Genomic DNA, 18,096 nt, shown 5'->3' on the forward strand with positions numbered 1-18,096 from the left:
GATAAGATGATAAAAAATCATAAAAGGCGGAATAGCATGACAGTCACAATCAAAGATATAGCAAAATTGGCAAACGTTTCTCATACCACAGTATCAAGGGCTTTGAATAATAGTCCTTTTATTAAAGAGAAAACAAAACAAAACATCTTGTCGATTGCAAAACAGCTGAATTACTCACCGAATGTCCATGCCAGAGGCCTTGTCTCACAAAAATCATTTACAATTGGTCTGTTTTTTACGAGTTTAACAGAAGGCACATCCTCAAGTTTCTTTGTTGATGCATTAAAAGGCGTCAACAGTGTGATAACAGAAAACTATCATTTGGTTGTAAGAGGAATTGACGATTTTCACGATTACACAACCATTCATAAACAGCGGTATGATGGTATTTTGCTCATGAGCCAAAGCGAGCATGATGAAGCGTTTATCCATCATGTGAAAAAGCAGGGCATTCCCATTATTGTACTGAATCGCCGTGTAGAAAGTAATCAAGTGATGAATATATTAGCGGATGATGGTGAAGGGGCATATCAAGCTGCACACTATTTCATTCAGCAGGGGCATAAACAAATTGCCATTATTGAAGGGAAAGAAGGGTTTAAATCCACACAGGAAAGAAAAGCTGGTTTTCTGCAAGCACTCATTGACCATCATGTACCCATGAAGAAGGAATACATGATCACAGGCGACTATCATATGAAGAGCGGCTATGAATCAATGGAAGCCTTACTCACTCTTGATGATCCGCCAACTGCCCTTTTTTGCTCAAACGATGACATGGCGATTGGTGCGATGAATGCATTGTTTGCAAAAGGTAAAAGGTGTCCTGATGATCTCTCTATTATCGGTTTTGATGATATTTCATTTTCATCTTATACAACGCCTGCCCTCACAACAGTCAAAAAGCCAATTGAAAAAATGTGTGCGCTTGGAGCAGAAGCCATTCTTTCAGTCATCAACGGTGAAAAGCAAGAAGACGATCATCTGGAAAAAGTGTATGTCCACACAGAGCTGATGATTAGAGATTCAGTAAAAAAGGTGCAGTAATCAGCATCTTTTAAATGAAAATGTTCACGTGTGCAAAAAATGCGGGGAGGAAAAGCGTTTGAGACGATTATCCAAAGATGTGTACCCAGTGGCTGAATATCCTGAAACCATTCTACAAATTGGCGAAGGGAACTTTATGCGGGGATTTATGAATTGGCAGATCCAGAAGCTAAACGACTGTACAGATTTTAAAGGAAGAGCAGTGGTTGTTCCTCCTCGAAAAGGATCAGTGACCGCTCTAAATGAACAAGATGGTTTGTACACTTTATGTATTCAAGGATTTCATGACCAAAAAGAAATGAACGAACGGATCGTCATTCAATCCATCAGCAGGGGAATCAGCACATATACAGATTATGAAGCCTTTTTACATGTAGCGGAAAGTCCTGATGTGCGCTTTGTCTTTTCTAATACAACAGAGGCAGGACTTGTGTTAAGAAAAGAGGACCGATTAGAAGATCGGCCGCAAGCAAGTTTTCCAGGAAAGCTGACAGCCTTCTTGTATCACCGCTTCAAAGCTTTTTCTGGAGATGAGAAAAAGGGCTTGATCATTTTACCTTGTGAATTGATTGAACAAAACGGTGATCGATTAAGAGAATATGTGATCACAATGGCAGCTGAGTGGAATCTTCCGCCTGATTTTGTGGCTTGGGTGAAGGAAGCCAACACGTTCTGTAATACGTTAGTTGATCGGATTGTCCCAGGATTTTCTCAGAAAGCAGCGGAGACTGTTCAAAAAGAAGAGGGGTATATCGATGAATTGCTTGTCACGGCAGAATATTATCACCTGTTTGTCATTGAAGCACCTGCGTTTGTTCAAAAAGAGCTTCCTTTTCAAGAAGCAGGGTTAAACGTACTTTTTGTGGAAGATATCGATCCCTATCGTATGAGCAAGGTTCGCATTTTAAACGGTGCGCATACAGCGATGGTGCCGATTGCATATTCATGTGGCTTGGATACTGTCAAAAAAGCGGTGGATGATGAGCATGTTGGTGTGTTCATTCGCCGCATGCTTGAGGAGGAAGTGCTGCCAAGTTTGCCACTTCCTGAAGAAGAGCTTCTTCTTTATACACAATCCGTGTGGGATCGATTCTGCAACCCTTTTGTCAAACATCAATTACTCGATATTGCCTTAAACGGTGTATCGAAGTTTCGGGCGCGTATTCTCCCGTCTCTTCTAGATTATATAGAGCTAAAAAAACAGTTGCCTACGAAGCTTATGTTCTCACTGAGCAGTTTGATTTATTTTTATCAAGTCCATGCAGATCAAATAAAGGATGATGAGTCTGTGATGACATTCATGAAGGAAGCATGGGAGGAAGTGGACCATTCCTATGAATTAATGGTCGATCAACTTCTTTCAAACGAAGTTTTATGGGGGATGGATTTGACGAAGATCGCAGGGCTGAAGGATGCAGTAGCCGAGCAGCTCACCTTCATACATGAAAATGGCATGAGAGCTGCTGTTCACCAAATACTTCAATATGAAAGTCAGGGGGAGAAGGCATGAGGGACTTTGTTGTGATTCATCCTTCAGATAATGTTGGTATCGCTTTAAAAGTGCTTGAGCAAGGCGAAGAGCTTCAGCACCAAGGTCATACAATCATTTTAAAAGAAACCGTTGCTAAAGGTCATAAATTTGCATTGGCTGAGATCAAAGAAAAAGAGAATATCATCAAATATGGCTATCCCATTGGTCATACATCCACTGCGATTTCGACTGGAGAATGGGTGCATACGCACAATATCAAAACGAATCTATCAGGTAAGCTCGATTATGAATACCGCCCTTCTTTAACAGAAAACCCCTATGAAAAAACGAATCTGACATTTAAAGGGTATAAACGAAAAAATGGCGCAAGTGGTATACGAAATGAGCTTTGGATTGTCCCAACAGTTGGGTGTGTCAATGGCATTGCCGATCAAATCATTCAAATATTTACCGCTGAAATGGGGGGGAGCATCCATCCTTTTGAAACGGCTCTCGTATTAAAGCACAATTATGGGTGCTCACAGCTTGGGGATGATCATGAAAACACAAAAACCATTCTTCAAAATGCCGTAAAGCACCCAAATGCTGGAGGGGTTCTCGTTCTAGGTCTTGGCTGTGAAAACAATGACATTGAGGATTTTCAGGCAACATTAGGGGAGTATGACCAGACGAGGGTGAAATTTTTAAGAAGCCAAGAAGTAGGGGATGAGATTGAGACAGGTGTCGCTTTGCTCAAGGAAATTTATGACGCAGCGAAAGAAGATCAGCGAGAAGACATTCCGTTATCTGAGCTGAGTATTGGCTTGAAATGCGGAGGATCAGATGGGTTTTCAGGCATTACCGCAAATCCACTTTTAGGCAGACTGTCCGATTTTATTGTGGCTCAAGGAGGGACCACCGTCTTAACAGAAGTACCGGAAATGTTCGGGGCTGAAACGATCTTAATGGAGAGAGCGGAATCAAAAGCGACATTCGACAATATTGTGCAGATGATCAATGATTTTAAACAATACTTTATGGATCATCGACAGCCAGTATATGAAAATCCTTCCCCGGGAAATAAAGCAGGAGGAATTTCGACATTAGAAGATAAATCTCTCGGCTGCACACAAAAAGCGGGTACTTCCGTTATAAAGGATGTTTTAACATACGGGGAGCTGCTAAAACGAAAAGGATTGAATTTATTAAGTGCGCCTGGGAATGATTTGGTTGCTTCATCTGCTCTCGCAGCGTCTGGCTGTCAGCTCGTCCTCTTTACAACAGGCAGAGGCACACCGTTTGGCACATTTGTTCCAACGATGAAGGTATCGACCAATACCGCTTTATATGAAACAAAAAAACATTGGATCGACTTTAATGCGGGGGAATTGCTTGAAGATGTACCAGAAGATGTGGTGCTAGAGAAATTCATTGCCACGTTGATTGATGTGGCGAGTGGAAAGCTGTTAAATCATGAAAAAAACAATTTTAGAGAGCTGGCCATTTTTAAAACAGGTGTGACACTTTAAGGCGTCTGGGGGATGAGAAAATGTCTAAAAAACGGAATTTGATGTATGTGACAGCAGGAACAGTACTAACAGGAATTGGACTCGCACGTTTAGCAAAGCAAGGGAAAAAAGACAAGGAAACAAATGGCATAGATCAGGTGTTAAAGCAAATAAAAGCGCCAAAGTTCCCAGATCGTGAATTCAATGTCATTCATTATGGTGCAGATAACAAAGGGATAGAGCTTTCGACAAATGCTATTCAGTCTGCCATCGATGATGCACATCGTTTGAAAGGAGGGCGTGTGCTGATTCCTGAAGGGACATTTTTGACAGGCGCTCTAGAATTGAAAAGCAATGTAGAGCTTCATCTTCATGAAGACGCCTATGTGACCTTCAGCCAAGATACACGTGATTATCTCCCGCTTGTTCTAACAAGATATGAAGGAATTGAGCTTTATAATTATTCACCACTTATTTATGCCCATCATGCAGAAAACATCGCGATTACAGGAGCAGGCACGCTGGACGGGAGAGGGGATGAACACCACTGGTGGCCTTGGAAGTATGGAACAAATGGTCAACCCTCTCAGGACCGGGATCGTCAGCTTCTTTTTGAAATGGCTGAAAAAAGAATACCAGTGGAAGAAAGAGTGTTTGGTGAAGGACATTATTTAAGATCAAGCTTTATCCAGCCATACAATTGCCAAAACATTCTCATTGAAGGAGTAACCGTAAAGGATTCACCGATGTGGCAAGTCCATCCGGTGTTAAGTGAAAACGTCATCGTCCGCGGGGTGAATATCATCGGTCATGGCCCAAATACAGATGGTGTGAATCCAGAGTCGTGCCGACATGTGCTCATTGAAGATTGTTATTTTGATAATGGCGATGATTGTATTGCCATTAAATCGGGCAGAAATGAGGACGGCCGGAGAATCGGTGTTCCATCTGAAAACATCGTCATTCGTAGAAATACGATGCGTGATGGTCATGGCGGAGTAACGATCGGGAGTGAAATCTCTGGAGGCGTCAAGTATGTATATGCAGAGGATAATGTCATGGACAGTCCGAACCTCGACAGGGCATTGCGCATTAAGACCAACTCTGTCAGGGGCGGTACCATTGAACACATCTATTTTAAAAACAATCTAGTGAAAAGCTTAAAGCATGAGGTGGTCTGTATCGACATGATGTATGAGGAAGGGGATGCCGGTCCGCATAGGCCTGTAGTCCGTCATATTGAAGTAGAAGGGTTAAAAAGCAGCGGAGGGCGATATGGTGTCAAGATCGCCGCATACTCACATTCCCCGGTCACACACTTTAAAATGAAAGACTGTGTCATTGACGATGTCACGTACCCTCTTTCATTGGAACATGCAGTATCTCCTTCATTTCAGAAAGTTGTCATTAATGGTGAACATATCAACCAATAGCGAAGTGAAAACAGCCACGTCAAAGGCTGTTTTTCTTTTATAAGGGCAAAAAAACGTATTGGCCGTCACATATACAACCTATCTGCTCTGTAGTATAATATTCCCGAAATTAGAAAAGAATTGACGAAAGAGATGACGTCAAGCAGTACATAAAGCAGGGGGTTTATTGATGAAGAAGTTAACTGGTATTTGGCTATCATTGTTATTTGTGATCGGTGTTTTAGCAGGGTGTGCAGGTGCGGAAACGGACCAAAAAACAAACAGTTCAAAGCCTAAAGAGACAGCGGCTGCCGCATTTCCTGTATCCATCAAAGATGCAGCTGGTAAAACAGTTGAAATCAAAGAACAGCCTAAACGAATTGTTTCGTTAATTCCAAGTAATACAGAGGTTGCCTATGCCCTTGGCCTTGGAGATAAAATCGTGGGTAGATCAGATTTTGACAACTATCCAAAGGAAGTAGAAAAGGTCGAGAAGATTGGCGGTCTTGATTTCAATGTAGAGAAGGTTATTTCCTTAAAGCCTGATCTTGTCTTAGCACATGCATCACAAATGAGCTCAAAAGACGGATTTAAACAGCTTGAAGATGCAGGTATTCAAGTGCTGACTGTCAATGATGCGGCTTCCTTCAAAGATGTTTATAAGTCTATCCATATGATTGGTGAAGCAACCGGCGTAAAAGAGGCATCAACGAAGCTTGTAGATGAGATGAAATCAAAACTGAATGACATCAAAAAACAAGCAGAATCCATCTCCAAAGACAAACAAAAAACAGTTTTTGTCGAAGTATCAGGTGCGCCTGAAATTTATACAACAGGTAAACAAACGTTTATGGACGAAATGTTGTCTGTCATTCATGCAAAAAATGCTGCTGGCGACCAAACAGGCTGGGTGCAAATGACGGAAGAATCAATTATTAAACGAAATCCTGATGCTATTGTTACGATTGATGGCGCAAGCTTAGCTGATCTGAAAAAAAGAGACGGCTGGAAGGCGATCAAAGCAGTCAAAGAAAAACAAGTCTTTCAATTGAATACGGATCTGGCATCACGACCGGGACCGCGATTGGTTGAAGGAGTGGAGGCTCTTGCGAAAAGTATCTATCCTGACACGTTCAAATAAAATCATCATCGCATACACAGCAAGTGTTTTACTTCTTGTGGTGAGCATTGGAATGGGAATCTCATTTGGCAGTTTAGGGATTCCCATTCCTTCTATACTTCGGATCTTTGTTCATGAAGTATTTGGAATTCAGGCCGGAACCATTGATGCAATTGACCGCAATATTATGATGAATATCCGGCTGCCGAGAGTGATATTAGCGGCGTTAGTCGGAGCAGCTCTGGCGTTATCTGGTGCAGCCTTTCAAGGTTTATTAAAAAATCCTCTCGCTGACCCTTATACACTTGGGGTATCTCAAGGGGCATCTGTGGGGGCTGTAGCCACATTGTTTTTCAGTTTGCAGTTTCCTTTGCTCGGCAGTTTTACACTGCCTTTTTTGAGTATGACAACAGCGCTTGTCACACTATGTCTCGTCCTCTTTTTTGCCCGTCTGGTTCACCGAGGAATGAGCATTTCTTCTTTAATTTTGACGGGGGTCATCTTCAGCTCTTTTTTAGGAGCGCTCATTTCATTAATGATTGCGTTAACAGGTGATGATTTAAAAGAGATTATTCATTGGCTTCTAGGCAGTGTGTCTATGAGAGGCTGGCGATATATTGCTCTTTTCCTTCCTTTTTTCCTCATTGGTACATTTGCACTGATCTTGATGGGAAGAGATTTAAATGTGATGACATATGGCGAAGAAAAGGCAAAACTGTTAGGGGTTCATGTGAAACGGAGCAAATATGTGGTGTTGCTTGCTGGTTCGATTCTGACTGGAAGTGCGGTGGCTGTGTCAGGAACGATCGGATTTGTAGGACTGGTGATTCCGCATTTTATCCGTCTTTTATCCATTACGGATCATCGTCATTTGCTGCCTTTGTCGATGCTGAATGGTGCTTCCTTTCTCGTTTTAGCAGATGTGCTCTCTCGTACGATCATTGAACCGACTGAATTGCCTATTGGCATCATTACGGCGTTAATTGGTGCTCCTGTCTTTGGCATCATCCTCATCCGCAGATATAGAGGAGGGACGCATCTATGATTCAAGTGAAGGAAGTTAGAGGAGGATATGGTGAAAAAGAGGTCATTCATGGCGTGAGTTTTGAAGTGGAGCAAGGGGAATTCCTCGGCATCCTTGGTCCGAATGGGAGCGGTAAGACAACGCTACTTAAAATGATCGCAGGTATTTTAGCACCTGAGAGCGGCCAAGTAACACTAAGTGGTCATCCAGTTCAATCCTACCGGCCAAAGGCACTTGCGCAAAAATTGGCGGTTCTTCCCCAGAAGACCGATCAAGCCTTTTCATTTACAGTGGAAGAAACGGTCCAGTTTGGGCGTTATCCTTATCAGAAAGGGTGGCTGCAATCTGTTACGAAAGAAGATATCGAGATTGTCAGCAAGGTGATGGACCAAACAGATATTGCTCAATTTAAGGATCAATCCATCCATGAGTTAAGCGGTGGAGAACAGCAGCGGGTTTACTTAGCTCAAGCGCTGGCTCAGTGCCCTGACTATTTATTGCTGGATGAGCCAACCAGTTTTCTTGATTTAGCTTATCAAAAAGAGTTACTCGATTTGATTAAACAAGAGACGGTTTCCTCTAACTTAACGGTGATCGGTGTGTTTCATGATGTGAACATTGCCAGTTTGTATTGTGACCGTCTGCTTTTGCTGAATGAAGGAAAGACGGACATGCTGGGAGAACCGCATCATGTGTTGACCACCGAACGGGTGAACCGGGTGTATGAAACAGATGTAACACCTCTCCAACATCCACTGCGGGCAAACCCTCAGCTGGTAATTGAACCTGCGTCCATCTCTGAACATTCAAGACTGAACTTAGCGGATGGGTGGAAAACATATGGCGCAAACGGAATGACATTTTCTACTCATCAGCCATTGCGCATCCTTTCATCACATGAGAAAAGCGGGGGTTTCTTTTGGACACGGTCCCTTGGAACGGGAACTGAAGCACTCCAAGACATGCTGGATGATGAGGAAGGGTACTTATTTCTTGGTCAATCTGATGGGCCGAAGCAATACGCCGCTGAAGATGATGATGAAGATGTCCTTCTTTATGGGATGCATCAAGAAGGAGAGCTGTCCGTTTGGCTTGTGTTGAAAGGAACGATATCAGATGGTGCGTCTGTCCAGCTGATGGGCGAGCTGACGCACTTCATTAAACAAGAGACAAGTATCCAGGTACATCATCTTTGTATCGCTGCTGCCAATGCAGAAGAAAAGGAGCATACTGCTCATTTACATGAAAGAGTCAGACTGAAAGTGAAGCATCTTCTTCATACATTGAATGCTATGAAAAAGTGAACCGGCTGGTTCACTTTTTTTGTTGAAAACATCAACATCTACTTATGTCACCCACTGAATATTTGAAAAAAACGAAAAATATGTTGCTAAATAAATCATATTGCTTTTATAATAAGAATCATGAAAGCGTTTTAATAATTAGTTGTTTAAAAATGCAACAAACGGAAGGGGAGGATCATTTGAACATTCAGGGAATCATTCCAGCAATTTTGACACCGCTTACAGAAGAAGAGCATTTTCATCCAGAAGTGACAAAGCAACTCATTGATCATTTAATCGACTCAGGTGTGCACGGCATCTTTGCTTTAGGGACAAACGGCGAATTTCATTTGTTTTCAGAGGAAGAAAAGCTTCAAATTGCTGAAACTGTTGTAAAGGCTGCGGGCGGCAGGGTGCCTGTATACATGGGAGCAGGTGAGAATAGCACTGATGCAACCATTAAGCTGTCAAACAAGTTCGCAGATTTAGGCGTAGATGTCTTGTCGGTTATCACCCCTTATTTTGTTGCGCCATCACAAGAGGAGCTGTATGAGCATTTTCGTCATATTTCAGAGAATGTGACCATCCCCATCTTACTTTATAACATTCCATCAAGAACAGGTGTGTCACTTGCGCCAGAGACGGTTGCAAGGCTCAGCGTCCTACCGAATGTGTTAGGTATTAAAGACAGTAGTGGAGATATTGCCAATATCAAAGCGTATCTTGATGTCACAAAGGATGAAGAGTTTGTCGTGCTTGCAGGAACGGATTCCCTCATTTTAGAGACATTGAAGTTAGGCGGAACAGGTGCAGTGGCGGCAACGGCAAATGTGCTTCCCAAAACCGTCGTTGGCATTTATGAATCGTTTCAGCAAGGAAATCTTGACCAAAGTGAGCAATGTCAGCAGCAGCTGCAGCCGTTAAGAGCGACATTCACATTAGGAACGTTACCAGCACCTTTGAAAAAAGCAGCTGAACTTTCAGGGATTCCTGTAGGTCCGCCAAAAAGCCCGGTCAAAGCATTATCTGGCGAGGCTTTAGAAGCTGTGGTGAACATGATGGAGAATTATCGGATACAAGCAAAAGCAGCAAAGGAGTCGTGAAGAGATGACGATATCACATTATCACTTTCAAACGGCATCACACATTGTTTCTGGCGCCCACTCTCTAGAGCTCCTTGGGGAGAAACTAGAGCTATTAGGACTTAGCAAGTTGAGATCGATTTTTATTTTAACGCAGCCATCCATCGTATCTCTTGGTTACGCAGATCAAATCAAAACAGAACTTGCGAAAAAAGGGATTGCGAGTGAGATCAGCACAGAGATTAAGCCTGAACCAACGGAAGAAAATATCGAGGACGTATTCCAGACATTTTTAAAAGGGGAGCATGAAGCCATTATTGGGATTGGTGGCGGGAGTGTGCTGGATGCGGCCAAAATATTAGCTGTTCTAAAGACGAATGATCAGCCAATTTCTGATCTCGTTGGCACGAACCTTGTTAAAAAAAGAGGAGTTCCAACGTTTCTCATTCCAACAACCTCAGGTACGGGATCAGAAGTGACACCAAACGCGATTGTTACCTTTCCGGAAAAAGAATTAAAAATTGGCATGGTCAGCCCATACCTTTTGCCTGATCTTGTGATCTTAGATCCCGCACTGACACTCAAATTGCCAAAAGCCATTACCGCAGCTACAGGGATGGATGCGTTTACGCATGCGCTTGAATCGTATATTTCAAATAAAGCCAATCCATTTAGTGATATGTTTGCACTCGAATCGATGAGGCTCATTTCAGGAAGTATTCAGGAGGCCTATCATCACGGGGATAACATGACAGCAAGGGAAGATATGCTGGTTGGTGCCATGTATGGCGGGATGGCGCTCACAAGTGCTGGAACCGCTGCTGTTCATGCAATGGCTTATCCGTTAGGGGGGAAATACAAGATTTCACACGGTGTCGCTAATTCCATGCTGCTTCCTCATGTTACGGCGTTTAATGCAGACCATATCAAAGATCGTCTTGAAGATATTGCTAGAGTGATAGGGATCGAAGAGAAAGGCTCAAAGAATACGCTTGCAGAGCAAGTGATTCGTCAAATTGAAGAGTGGACAGCGGATTTACACATTCCTCAACAACTCAAAGCCTTCGGTGTGTCAAAAGAAGATGTGCCGGCACTTGCTGAAGCTGCTTCGGAGGTGAAGAGATTAATGGATAACAACCCGAAGCCGATGTCTGTCTCTGATATTGAACAGGTCTACATGAAACTGCTCCACGTTTAACACTTCATACGTCACTGGGATGGGACATGAGAAGTTGCTTCATACGGCTTGCACACAAAGGGGGATTTTAAGTGAATGTCTTAAGCAGTTCTGTCATCACATTTATTTTAATCGTCATTATTCTCTATATTCTGTTTACGACCTGGCTGACGATGCGTTTCCGTAGTAAGTCTAACTCAGAATTTAACAATGCCGCTAAGTCACTTCCAGCTATTGTGGTCGGTATTTTGTTAATGAGTGAATTCATTGGGACGAAGTCAACCGTCGGAACAGCTGAATCTGCTTTTACACACGGGCTTTCCGCTTCATGGTCTGTTATCACAGTTGCTATTGCCTTTTTTATTTTTTCCTTTTTCTTAGTGGGAAAGTTTTATCGAACAGGACAATACACGATTTCAGGTATTATTGATCAAAAATTTGGAAAATCAACAAAGCTTGTTGTCTCTGTCATTATGATTGCAGCCCTGCTCTTAGTGAATCTAGGAAACTATTTAAGTGGTTCAGCTGCCATTGCATCTATTCTTGGCCTTCCTTTAATGACCTGTGCCATCATCACGGCGGTTGTGAGTACATTTTATTTTACTTTCGGAGGAATGAAGGGGGTTGCATGGGTGACGATCCTTCATTCAATTGTGAAGTATGCGGGGATTTTAATTACACTAGGGGTAGCCCTTTATTTAACAAAAGGCTTTGAGCCAATGAAACAAACATTACCCGACCATTTCTTTACATGGGATGGGACCATCGGTTGGGGAACGATTGGAGCTTGGTTTATAGGAAACATGGGGGCCATTTTTGCGACGCAGTTTATCATTCAAGCGATCACCTCGTCGAAAAGTGAGCGAGAAGCGAAAAAATCGACCCTGTATGCAGCACTCCTTTGTTTGCCGCTTGCCATTGCGATCGGGATCATCGGTGTCTCAGCCCGTTATTTGTATCCAGACATTGACCCTATTTATGCTTTCCCTGTCTTTTTACAGCATATGAATCCGATTTTGAGCGCTATTGTGGCAACATCGCTTGTCGCATCCATTTTTGTTGGTGTCTCGACGGTTGCACTTGCTACAACCACGTTGATTATTGATGACTTTTATGTACCGAAAAAGAAACCATCACCAGAGCAGCGTATGAAGGTGACTCGGTATGTAGCTGTCATGGTTGGGATTGTGCCGCTTGTGGGGGTCGCACTTGCACCAGAGTTGCTGTCACTTTCCTTTTTTACACGAGCACTTCGAACATCGATTGCAGTTGTAGCAGCAATGGGCTTTTACTTGCCATACTTTAATTCAAATAGAGGAGCAACCATTGGTCTTGCCGCTTCAGGCATCGCCACGACGGTGTGGTATTTACTCGATAATCCATTTGGAATCGATAATATGTATGTGGCCATTATCATTCCTTTCCTAGTTCTGGTGATGGATCGATGGATCAGCCCGCCAGCTAAAAAGGATCAATCACTGAAAGGAGAATTATGATGACAAATGAAGACATCATGATCAAAATAGATGGAAAATTGCGACAAAATGAACAAGACGCAGCAAGAAAAGAAGCCTTTCTACCAACAGATTGCGTGCAAAACCATGCGGCTAATCTCATCGAGCTGGATAATGGAGATTTGCTGTGTGTATGGTTTGGCGGTACGCAAGAAGGAATTCCTGATATCTCTATCTATATGTCAAGGCTCAAGCAAGGAAGTAATCAATGGACGAAGGCTGTGAAGCTGTCTGATGATTCTACACGATCTGAACAAAATCCAGTTCTTTTTCAAGAGAAAGATGGCAGGCTGTGGCTGCTTTATACAGCACAACTTTCTGGCAATCAAGATACAGCTCTTGTGAGATATCGTTTATCGGAGGATAGAGGAGAGACTTGGGGAGAGATTGGTACTTTATTTGATCAGCCGGGGACGTTTATACGACAGCCTATTGTTGTATTGGATAATGATGATTGGCTCCTTCCGGTGTTCTATTGTAAAACGATTCCTGGCGTAAAATGGACAGGAAACCGTGATGTCAGTGCTGTGAAGATTTCCTCAGATCAAGGGAAGACCTGGGAAGAGGTCACTGTGCCAAACAGTACTGGCTGTGTTCATATGAATATCGGAAAATGTGCGGATGGTTCCCTGCTTGCCCTCTTTAGAAGCCGGTTTGCTGATTCGATTTATATGAGCCGTTCAGTGGATCATGGACGGACATGGTCTGAGCCAAGAGCAACAGAGCTGCCAAACAATAACTCATCCATTCAATTTACGGTGCTCCATAATGGTCATCTTGCCCTCGTTTATAACCATATCAATGCGGATGATCAAACAGAAAGAAGAGCGTCCTTGTATGATGAGATTGAGGATGAAGGCGATACACGAACGGCTGTTGATACAGAGGCGCGTCCAGCCTTTTGGGGAACACCGCGTGCGCCAATGACACTTGCCATCTCGACGGATGACGGTGCGACATGGCCCGTCAGACGTAACCTTGAAATTGGCGATGGATATGCCATGACAAACAACTCAAAGGACAAATTGAATCGAGAGTATTCCTATCCATCCATCACAGAAGGAAAAGATGGTAGTCTGCACATTGCGTTTACTTTTTACCGGCAGGCCATCAAGTATGTGTGTGTGAAAGAAGAATGGACTCATCACACGTCGTAACCGCAAGGGATCAGTGTTTCCGTGAATTGTAACCCTCATTTTCTTCATTTATAATTGATGTTTGGAGGGTTGTCTCAATTTGCTAACATTTGGACTCCCTCAACGCATGTCTCACGATGAAGAGATAAAAAATGGGGGGTCCTTTTCATGAATATAAAAGTATTAGGTATTGCGCCGTATAAAGGATTAGGCGATGTATTAATCGACCTTGCCAAAGACGAAAAAAGCATCACATTCCAGCTTGAAGTCGGAGATCTTAGGTCAGGTGTTGCACTGGCAGAACAGGCCGAGGCTCAAGGAATGGATATTATTATGAGCCGCGGGGGGACAGCTGCGCTTATTCAAAAACACGTCAACATTCCAGTGGTGGATATCCCTGTGTCAGGCTACGACTTGCTTCGTGCCCTCACGCTGATTAAAGATTACCAAGGGAAAAAAGCAGTAGTTGGATTTGAAAATATTACACAAGGTGTACGCACTATTGGAGAGTTATACGGGATCAAAATTGATATTTATACGATACAGCAAGAGGAAGAAGTGTGGGATCTATTACAGCAGTTACAGGAGCAAGGGACACAGGTTGTACTGGGTGATGTGATTACAGATAAAGCGGCCAAGGAGTTGGGGATGCAAAGCATGCTCATTACTTCAGGACGTGAATCTGTCAAAGAAGCGTTTCATCAAGCAAAACAAATGTACCGTTTATATAAAGAGGCGACAGCTGAGCAGCGCCTCTTTCGTGAAATGATTGACCAAGAGTCAAAAGGGATGCTGATCATTGATCAGCACAATCAGCTTTATTTTATCAATCAACAAATGAAAGAATGGACAGAAAAAGGGTTATTTGCACCGTTTACGTCTCATATTGATGTGATGGCTTGGTGCCCGGCGCTTGAACCAGCAGTAAAAGCGGTTCGAGAAGGAAAACAAAGTGGATATTCTCAAATCTCCTTTCAGCAGCAAGTGTGGCATGTCAAAGGAAGCTTATTATCTAAAGGTGAGCTGCTTTTGACGATTGAGAAGCCTTCTGCTGTGATTAATAGGGAGGGGCAGCGTATATGGACGCTGGCTGCACCTGTTCATTCAGCACATCCATTTGCTCTTTTTACTGAGCAGAGTTCAAATATGAAAGATGTGATTAAAAGGGCAAAGGCGTTCAGCCAAACAGATCGATCGATTTGTCTCTATGGTGAACAAGGAACTGGTAAATCCAGCCTTGCTTTTGCTATTCACCAAATGAGCGAGAGGAAAAATGAGAGCTTTATGACGGTGCATTGCAGCCGTTTGACTGAATTAGATGATGTAAACATAATTCCGGTGCATCAAAAAGGGACGATCTTTCTGAAGGATATTGATCGTGTCCCAATGGCTATGCAGCCCCTCATGGCCGAGCAGCTTATTCATCATCAGCAGAACATTCGCTGGATGGCTGCATCTACAGTTGATTTGTTCAAATTGATGCAATCTGGGGCGTTTCATGAAGAACTATATACGTGTTTGCAGGAGCTCGTCATTCATGTCCCGCCGTTATCTGAACGGGCAGAAGATATTGAGGATATGAGCCGGTTATTTATAGCTGAATTAAATTCTCTTTATGGGACGCAGGTTGTTGGGCTGTCAGCAGAAGTGATTGCCGCCTTTCAAAACGAGCGATTTAGAGAAAATGTCAGGCAGTTCAAGCGGATCATGGAGGAACTGGTGCTGACAACAAAAAGTGGATATATCACGTTGAGTAAAGCAAAGCCGGCAATTGAGCAACTTGCTTCTGAGAATGAAGAAAAACAGCTGTCCAGCTATTTACATGGCACGCTTGACGAGATTGAAAGACGAATCATTCGGACGGTGCTGGAAGAAGAAAATATGAATCAATCAAAAGCAGCAAAGCGGCTAAATATTAACCGCACGACGCTGTGGAGAAAGCTAAAGGAATAATATGCAATGAGACCGAGGTGTCTAAATGACAAACGATCTATTAAAAAAAGGAGCGAACTTAGAGCAAAAGGTGATCATTGTGGCTGATGATTTAACAGGCGCAAGTGATACAGGTGTTCAATTTGTGAAGGCCGGTTTAAAAGCCTCTGTGCTGTTCCAGCCGACATTTGAGGATATGAGCCGGTACAAGGAGGAAGATGTACTGATTGTCGATACAGATTCACGAAGTATGTCTTCTGAAAGAGCGTATAATGAGGTCAGTCAAGTGGTTCAGCCGTTTCTACAAGGGGATTCGCACCTTTTCTTTAAAAAAATAGATTCAACGTTAAGAGGAAATATAGGAGTAGAGCTTCAGGCACTAATGGATCTTGGCCGGTTTGATGCGGCAGTCATTGCCCCCGCTTACCCCGATGCGAATAGATCTACGGCCTATGGCATTCATTATGTGGAGGGTGTGCCTGTTCATCTATCAGAAGCAGCGAAGGACCCAAAAACGCCTGTCCTGACATCCAGTATTTCAGACTTAATTGACGAGCAGACAAACATCAAGCCAAAACATCTTTCGCAGCAAGCGGTCTATTCAGAGCTAAACGAAACGAGTCATGACGTTTCATCTTTATTAAAACATGGTCATCAATGGTTTGTGTGTGATGCAGAAACGAACCATGATTTAACACAGATCGTTGATTTGTTTATGAAGATCAATCAAAGAGTGCTTTGGGTCGGGTCAGCCGGACTCGCTGGCGCATTATCATCCTATGTCGCGAAACACCGCAATCTTTCTCATGCAAAAAAGCATGAATCTGTTCTCATCGTTTCAGGAAGTGCTTCTCAAAAAACAAATGAGCAGTTTGCTTTTTTAAGAGAAAAACACGATTGTCTCGAGGTGAAAGTGAACCCGTTGAATGTATTAAACGGTCGTGAAGCATGGGAAAGGAAATCAGTCATGGATCAGCTGCTCATGCGTCAGGATGAAGATATTCTCCTTTATACAGACGCAAGGCCAGAAATGGTTGAACAGATGTTGGCATACGGTGAAGCGAATGGTATGACAAGACAAGAAGTAGGAAGTACCTTATCTGTCTGTCTTGGTAAGATCACAAAAGACATTGTTGAATTAACAGGGGTGAAACGCCTTTTTTTAACTGGTGGAGATACGGCGCGTGCGATATGCCATGAGCTTGGAGCAGGCGGGATTCAGCTGTTGAAAGAAATTGAACCCGGCATCCCGCTTGGGCGGCTCGTTGATACGAGTGTATATGCGGTCACAAAAGCAGGGGCATATGGTCAAAAAGATTCTGTGCTCCATGCGGTTGAAGTGTTGAAAAACATAGAGGGGGTAGACGAATGGCAAAACCAATCATTGCTGTAACAATGGGAGATGCTTCTGGGGTTGGTCCTGAAATTATTTTAAAAGCCTTCCAGCAAAGCCGTTTACATGAAGAAGCCGTTCTATTTGTCATTGGAGACACCCATATATTAAATAGGGCGAAAGATTTTGTGAATACAGATGTGGAGATTGTCAGTATTAAAGAACCGGAAGAAGCGGAACAAGTAAAAGCTGGTGCCGTTCCTTGTCTCGATCTTCATCTATTAACAAGCGATATTCCAGTAGGAGAGATTTCAAAAGAAGCAGGGAATGCCGCTTTTCGATATCTTGAAAAAGCCATTACACTTGCGAATGACCGTAGAATTGACGGCATTTGTACAGCGCCGTTAAACAAGGAAGCACTTCATAAGGCTGGTCATATGTATCCAGGGCATACAGAAATTTTAGCTGACCTGACAGGTACGGACGATTATGCCATGATGCTGGCAGCTCCTAATTTAAAAGTGGTGCATGTGACGACACATATCGGATTAATGGATGCCATCTTAAAAATCAATCCTGAGCGTGTATACACAACGATTAAACTGGCTCATGATACCCTCGTTCGATCTGGTATCCCTGCACCTAGAATTGCTGTGTGCGGGATTAATCCGCATGCCGGGGAGAATGGTCTGTTTGGAAACGGAGAAGAAGAGGAGAAGATCATTCCAGCGGTAGAACGAGCACAGGATGAAGGGGTTCAAGTATTTGGCCCGCTACCAGCTGATACACTGTTCTTTAGGGCGACAAGAGGCGACTTTGATATCGTTGTGGCGATGTATCATGATCAAGGGCATGGACCAATCAAGGTGCTTGGCTTAGAATCAGGCGTGAACATTACAGTTGGATTGCCTATAATCCGTACAAGTGTCGATCATGGGACGGCATTTGATATTGCAGGAACAGGAAAGGCTGATTCTGCGAGTATGGAAGAAGCCATTCGGCAGGCAATCATGCTTTCTGGTACGAGAGAGAACCGATAGTAAAAGAGAAAGAGCCT

14 protein-coding genes are annotated in these 18,096 nt (G+C 43.2%); all 14 read left to right on the forward strand.

The annotated features are described in order from the left end of the window. Nucleotides 1–36: 36 nt before the first annotated feature. Nucleotides 37–1,047 carry a LacI family DNA-binding transcriptional regulator gene (locus ACTJJD_RS09455; RefSeq protein WP_017359253.1) on the forward strand — a complete coding sequence of 337 codons (1,011 nt, stop codon included), beginning with the start codon at nucleotides 37–39 and terminating at the stop codon, nucleotides 1,045–1,047. A 58-nt stretch (nucleotides 1,048–1,105) separates the two neighbouring features. Then, nucleotides 1,106–2,557, forward strand: coding sequence for a tagaturonate reductase (locus ACTJJD_RS09460; protein WP_440608334.1), 1,452 nt, complete (start codon nucleotides 1,106–1,108; stop codon nucleotides 2,555–2,557). Beyond that, nucleotides 2,554–4,047 (forward strand): UxaA family hydrolase, encoded by a 1,494-nt coding sequence (locus ACTJJD_RS09465; protein WP_440608335.1) that lies wholly within the window; start codon nucleotides 2,554–2,556, stop codon nucleotides 4,045–4,047. The genes ACTJJD_RS09460 and ACTJJD_RS09465 overlap by 4 nt, the downstream gene beginning before the upstream one ends. A gap of 20 nt (nucleotides 4,048–4,067) precedes the next feature. Then, nucleotides 4,068–5,459: a glycoside hydrolase family 28 protein gene (locus ACTJJD_RS09470; protein WP_041091894.1), complete on the forward strand. Its 1,392-nt coding sequence runs from the start codon at nucleotides 4,068–4,070 to the stop codon at nucleotides 5,457–5,459. Nucleotides 5,460–5,628: 169 nt separating this feature from the next. Continuing rightward, the gene (locus ACTJJD_RS09475; protein WP_217967840.1) at nucleotides 5,629–6,579 is read left to right on the forward strand and encodes an ABC transporter substrate-binding protein; all 951 of its coding nucleotides are present in this window, start codon (nucleotides 5,629–5,631) and stop codon (nucleotides 6,577–6,579) included. Then, nucleotides 6,545–7,603: a FecCD family ABC transporter permease gene (locus ACTJJD_RS09480; protein ID WP_046527683.1), complete on the forward strand. Its 1,059-nt coding sequence runs from the start codon at nucleotides 6,545–6,547 to the stop codon at nucleotides 7,601–7,603. Before ACTJJD_RS09475 ends, ACTJJD_RS09480 begins: the two co-directional genes overlap by 35 nt. Further along, complete coding sequence (locus ACTJJD_RS09485) at nucleotides 7,600–8,886, forward strand: heme ABC transporter ATP-binding protein (RefSeq protein WP_440608336.1); 1,287 nt, start codon at nucleotides 7,600–7,602, stop codon at nucleotides 8,884–8,886. The genes ACTJJD_RS09480 and ACTJJD_RS09485 overlap by 4 nt, the downstream gene beginning before the upstream one ends. A 179-nt stretch (nucleotides 8,887–9,065) precedes the next feature. After that, nucleotides 9,066–9,968, forward strand: coding sequence for a 4-hydroxy-tetrahydrodipicolinate synthase (gene dapA / locus ACTJJD_RS09490; RefSeq protein WP_082136006.1), 903 nt, complete (start codon nucleotides 9,066–9,068; stop codon nucleotides 9,966–9,968). Between the two features lie 4 nt (nucleotides 9,969–9,972). Beyond that, nucleotides 9,973–11,145 (forward strand): iron-containing alcohol dehydrogenase, encoded by a 1,173-nt coding sequence (locus ACTJJD_RS09495; protein WP_440608337.1) that lies wholly within the window; start codon nucleotides 9,973–9,975, stop codon nucleotides 11,143–11,145. Between the two features lie 71 nt (nucleotides 11,146–11,216). Next, nucleotides 11,217–12,620, forward strand: coding sequence for a sodium:solute symporter family protein (locus tag ACTJJD_RS09500; RefSeq protein WP_008347100.1), 1,404 nt, complete (start codon nucleotides 11,217–11,219; stop codon nucleotides 12,618–12,620). Then, a complete protein-coding gene (locus tag ACTJJD_RS09505; protein WP_008347099.1) occupies nucleotides 12,620–13,795 on the forward strand; it encodes a sialidase family protein in 1,176 nt (391 codons plus the stop codon). The genes ACTJJD_RS09500 and ACTJJD_RS09505 overlap by 1 nt, the downstream gene beginning before the upstream one ends. Before the next feature lie 147 nt (nucleotides 13,796–13,942). Beyond that, on the forward strand, nucleotides 13,943–15,727 hold the full coding sequence (locus ACTJJD_RS09510) for a PrpR N-terminal domain-containing protein (RefSeq protein WP_440608338.1): 1,785 nt from the start codon (nucleotides 13,943–13,945) through the stop codon (nucleotides 15,725–15,727). 25 nt (nucleotides 15,728–15,752) lie between these two features. Further along, entirely contained in the window at nucleotides 15,753–17,099 is a 1,347-nt protein-coding gene (locus tag ACTJJD_RS09515; RefSeq protein WP_268418506.1) for a four-carbon acid sugar kinase family protein, read from the forward strand. Beyond that, a complete protein-coding gene (gene pdxA, locus ACTJJD_RS09520) occupies nucleotides 17,075–18,079 on the forward strand; it encodes a 4-hydroxythreonine-4-phosphate dehydrogenase PdxA (RefSeq protein ID WP_019743886.1) in 1,005 nt (334 codons plus the stop codon). Before ACTJJD_RS09515 ends, pdxA begins: the two co-directional genes overlap by 25 nt. The last annotated feature ends 17 nt before the right edge of the window (nucleotides 18,080–18,096 follow it).

The sequence above is a fragment of the Bacillus sp. 22446 genome, assembly GCF_052044955.1.
In the GTDB taxonomy this organism is placed as follows: Bacteria; Bacillota; Bacilli; order Bacillales; family Bacillaceae; genus Bacillus; species Bacillus altitudinis.

What these genes read in the sequence shown, in the direction of transcription:
- pdxA (WP_019743886.1), top strand. Translation starts at nt 17,075, where the DNA reads ATGGCAAAACCAATCATTGCTGTAACAATGGGAGATGCTTCTGGGGTT.
- ACTJJD_RS09505 (WP_008347099.1), top strand. Translation starts at nt 12,620, where the DNA reads ATGACAAATGAAGACATCATGATCAAAATAGATGGAAAATTGCGACAA.
- ACTJJD_RS09495 (WP_440608337.1), top strand. Translation starts at nt 9,973, where the DNA reads ATGACGATATCACATTATCACTTTCAAACGGCATCACACATTGTTTCT.
- ACTJJD_RS09485 (WP_440608336.1), top strand. Translation starts at nt 7,600, where the DNA reads ATGATTCAAGTGAAGGAAGTTAGAGGAGGATATGGTGAAAAAGAGGTC.
- ACTJJD_RS09465 (WP_440608335.1), top strand. Translation starts at nt 2,554, where the DNA reads ATGAGGGACTTTGTTGTGATTCATCCTTCAGATAATGTTGGTATCGCT.
- ACTJJD_RS09455 (WP_017359253.1), top strand. Translation starts at nt 37, where the DNA reads ATGACAGTCACAATCAAAGATATAGCAAAATTGGCAAACGTTTCTCAT.
- ACTJJD_RS09510 (WP_440608338.1), top strand. Translation starts at nt 13,943, where the DNA reads ATGAATATAAAAGTATTAGGTATTGCGCCGTATAAAGGATTAGGCGAT.
- ACTJJD_RS09470 (WP_041091894.1), top strand. Translation starts at nt 4,068, where the DNA reads ATGTCTAAAAAACGGAATTTGATGTATGTGACAGCAGGAACAGTACTA.
- ACTJJD_RS09515 (WP_268418506.1), top strand. Translation starts at nt 15,753, where the DNA reads ATGACAAACGATCTATTAAAAAAAGGAGCGAACTTAGAGCAAAAGGTG.
- ACTJJD_RS09475 (WP_217967840.1), top strand. Translation starts at nt 5,629, where the DNA reads ATGAAGAAGTTAACTGGTATTTGGCTATCATTGTTATTTGTGATCGGT.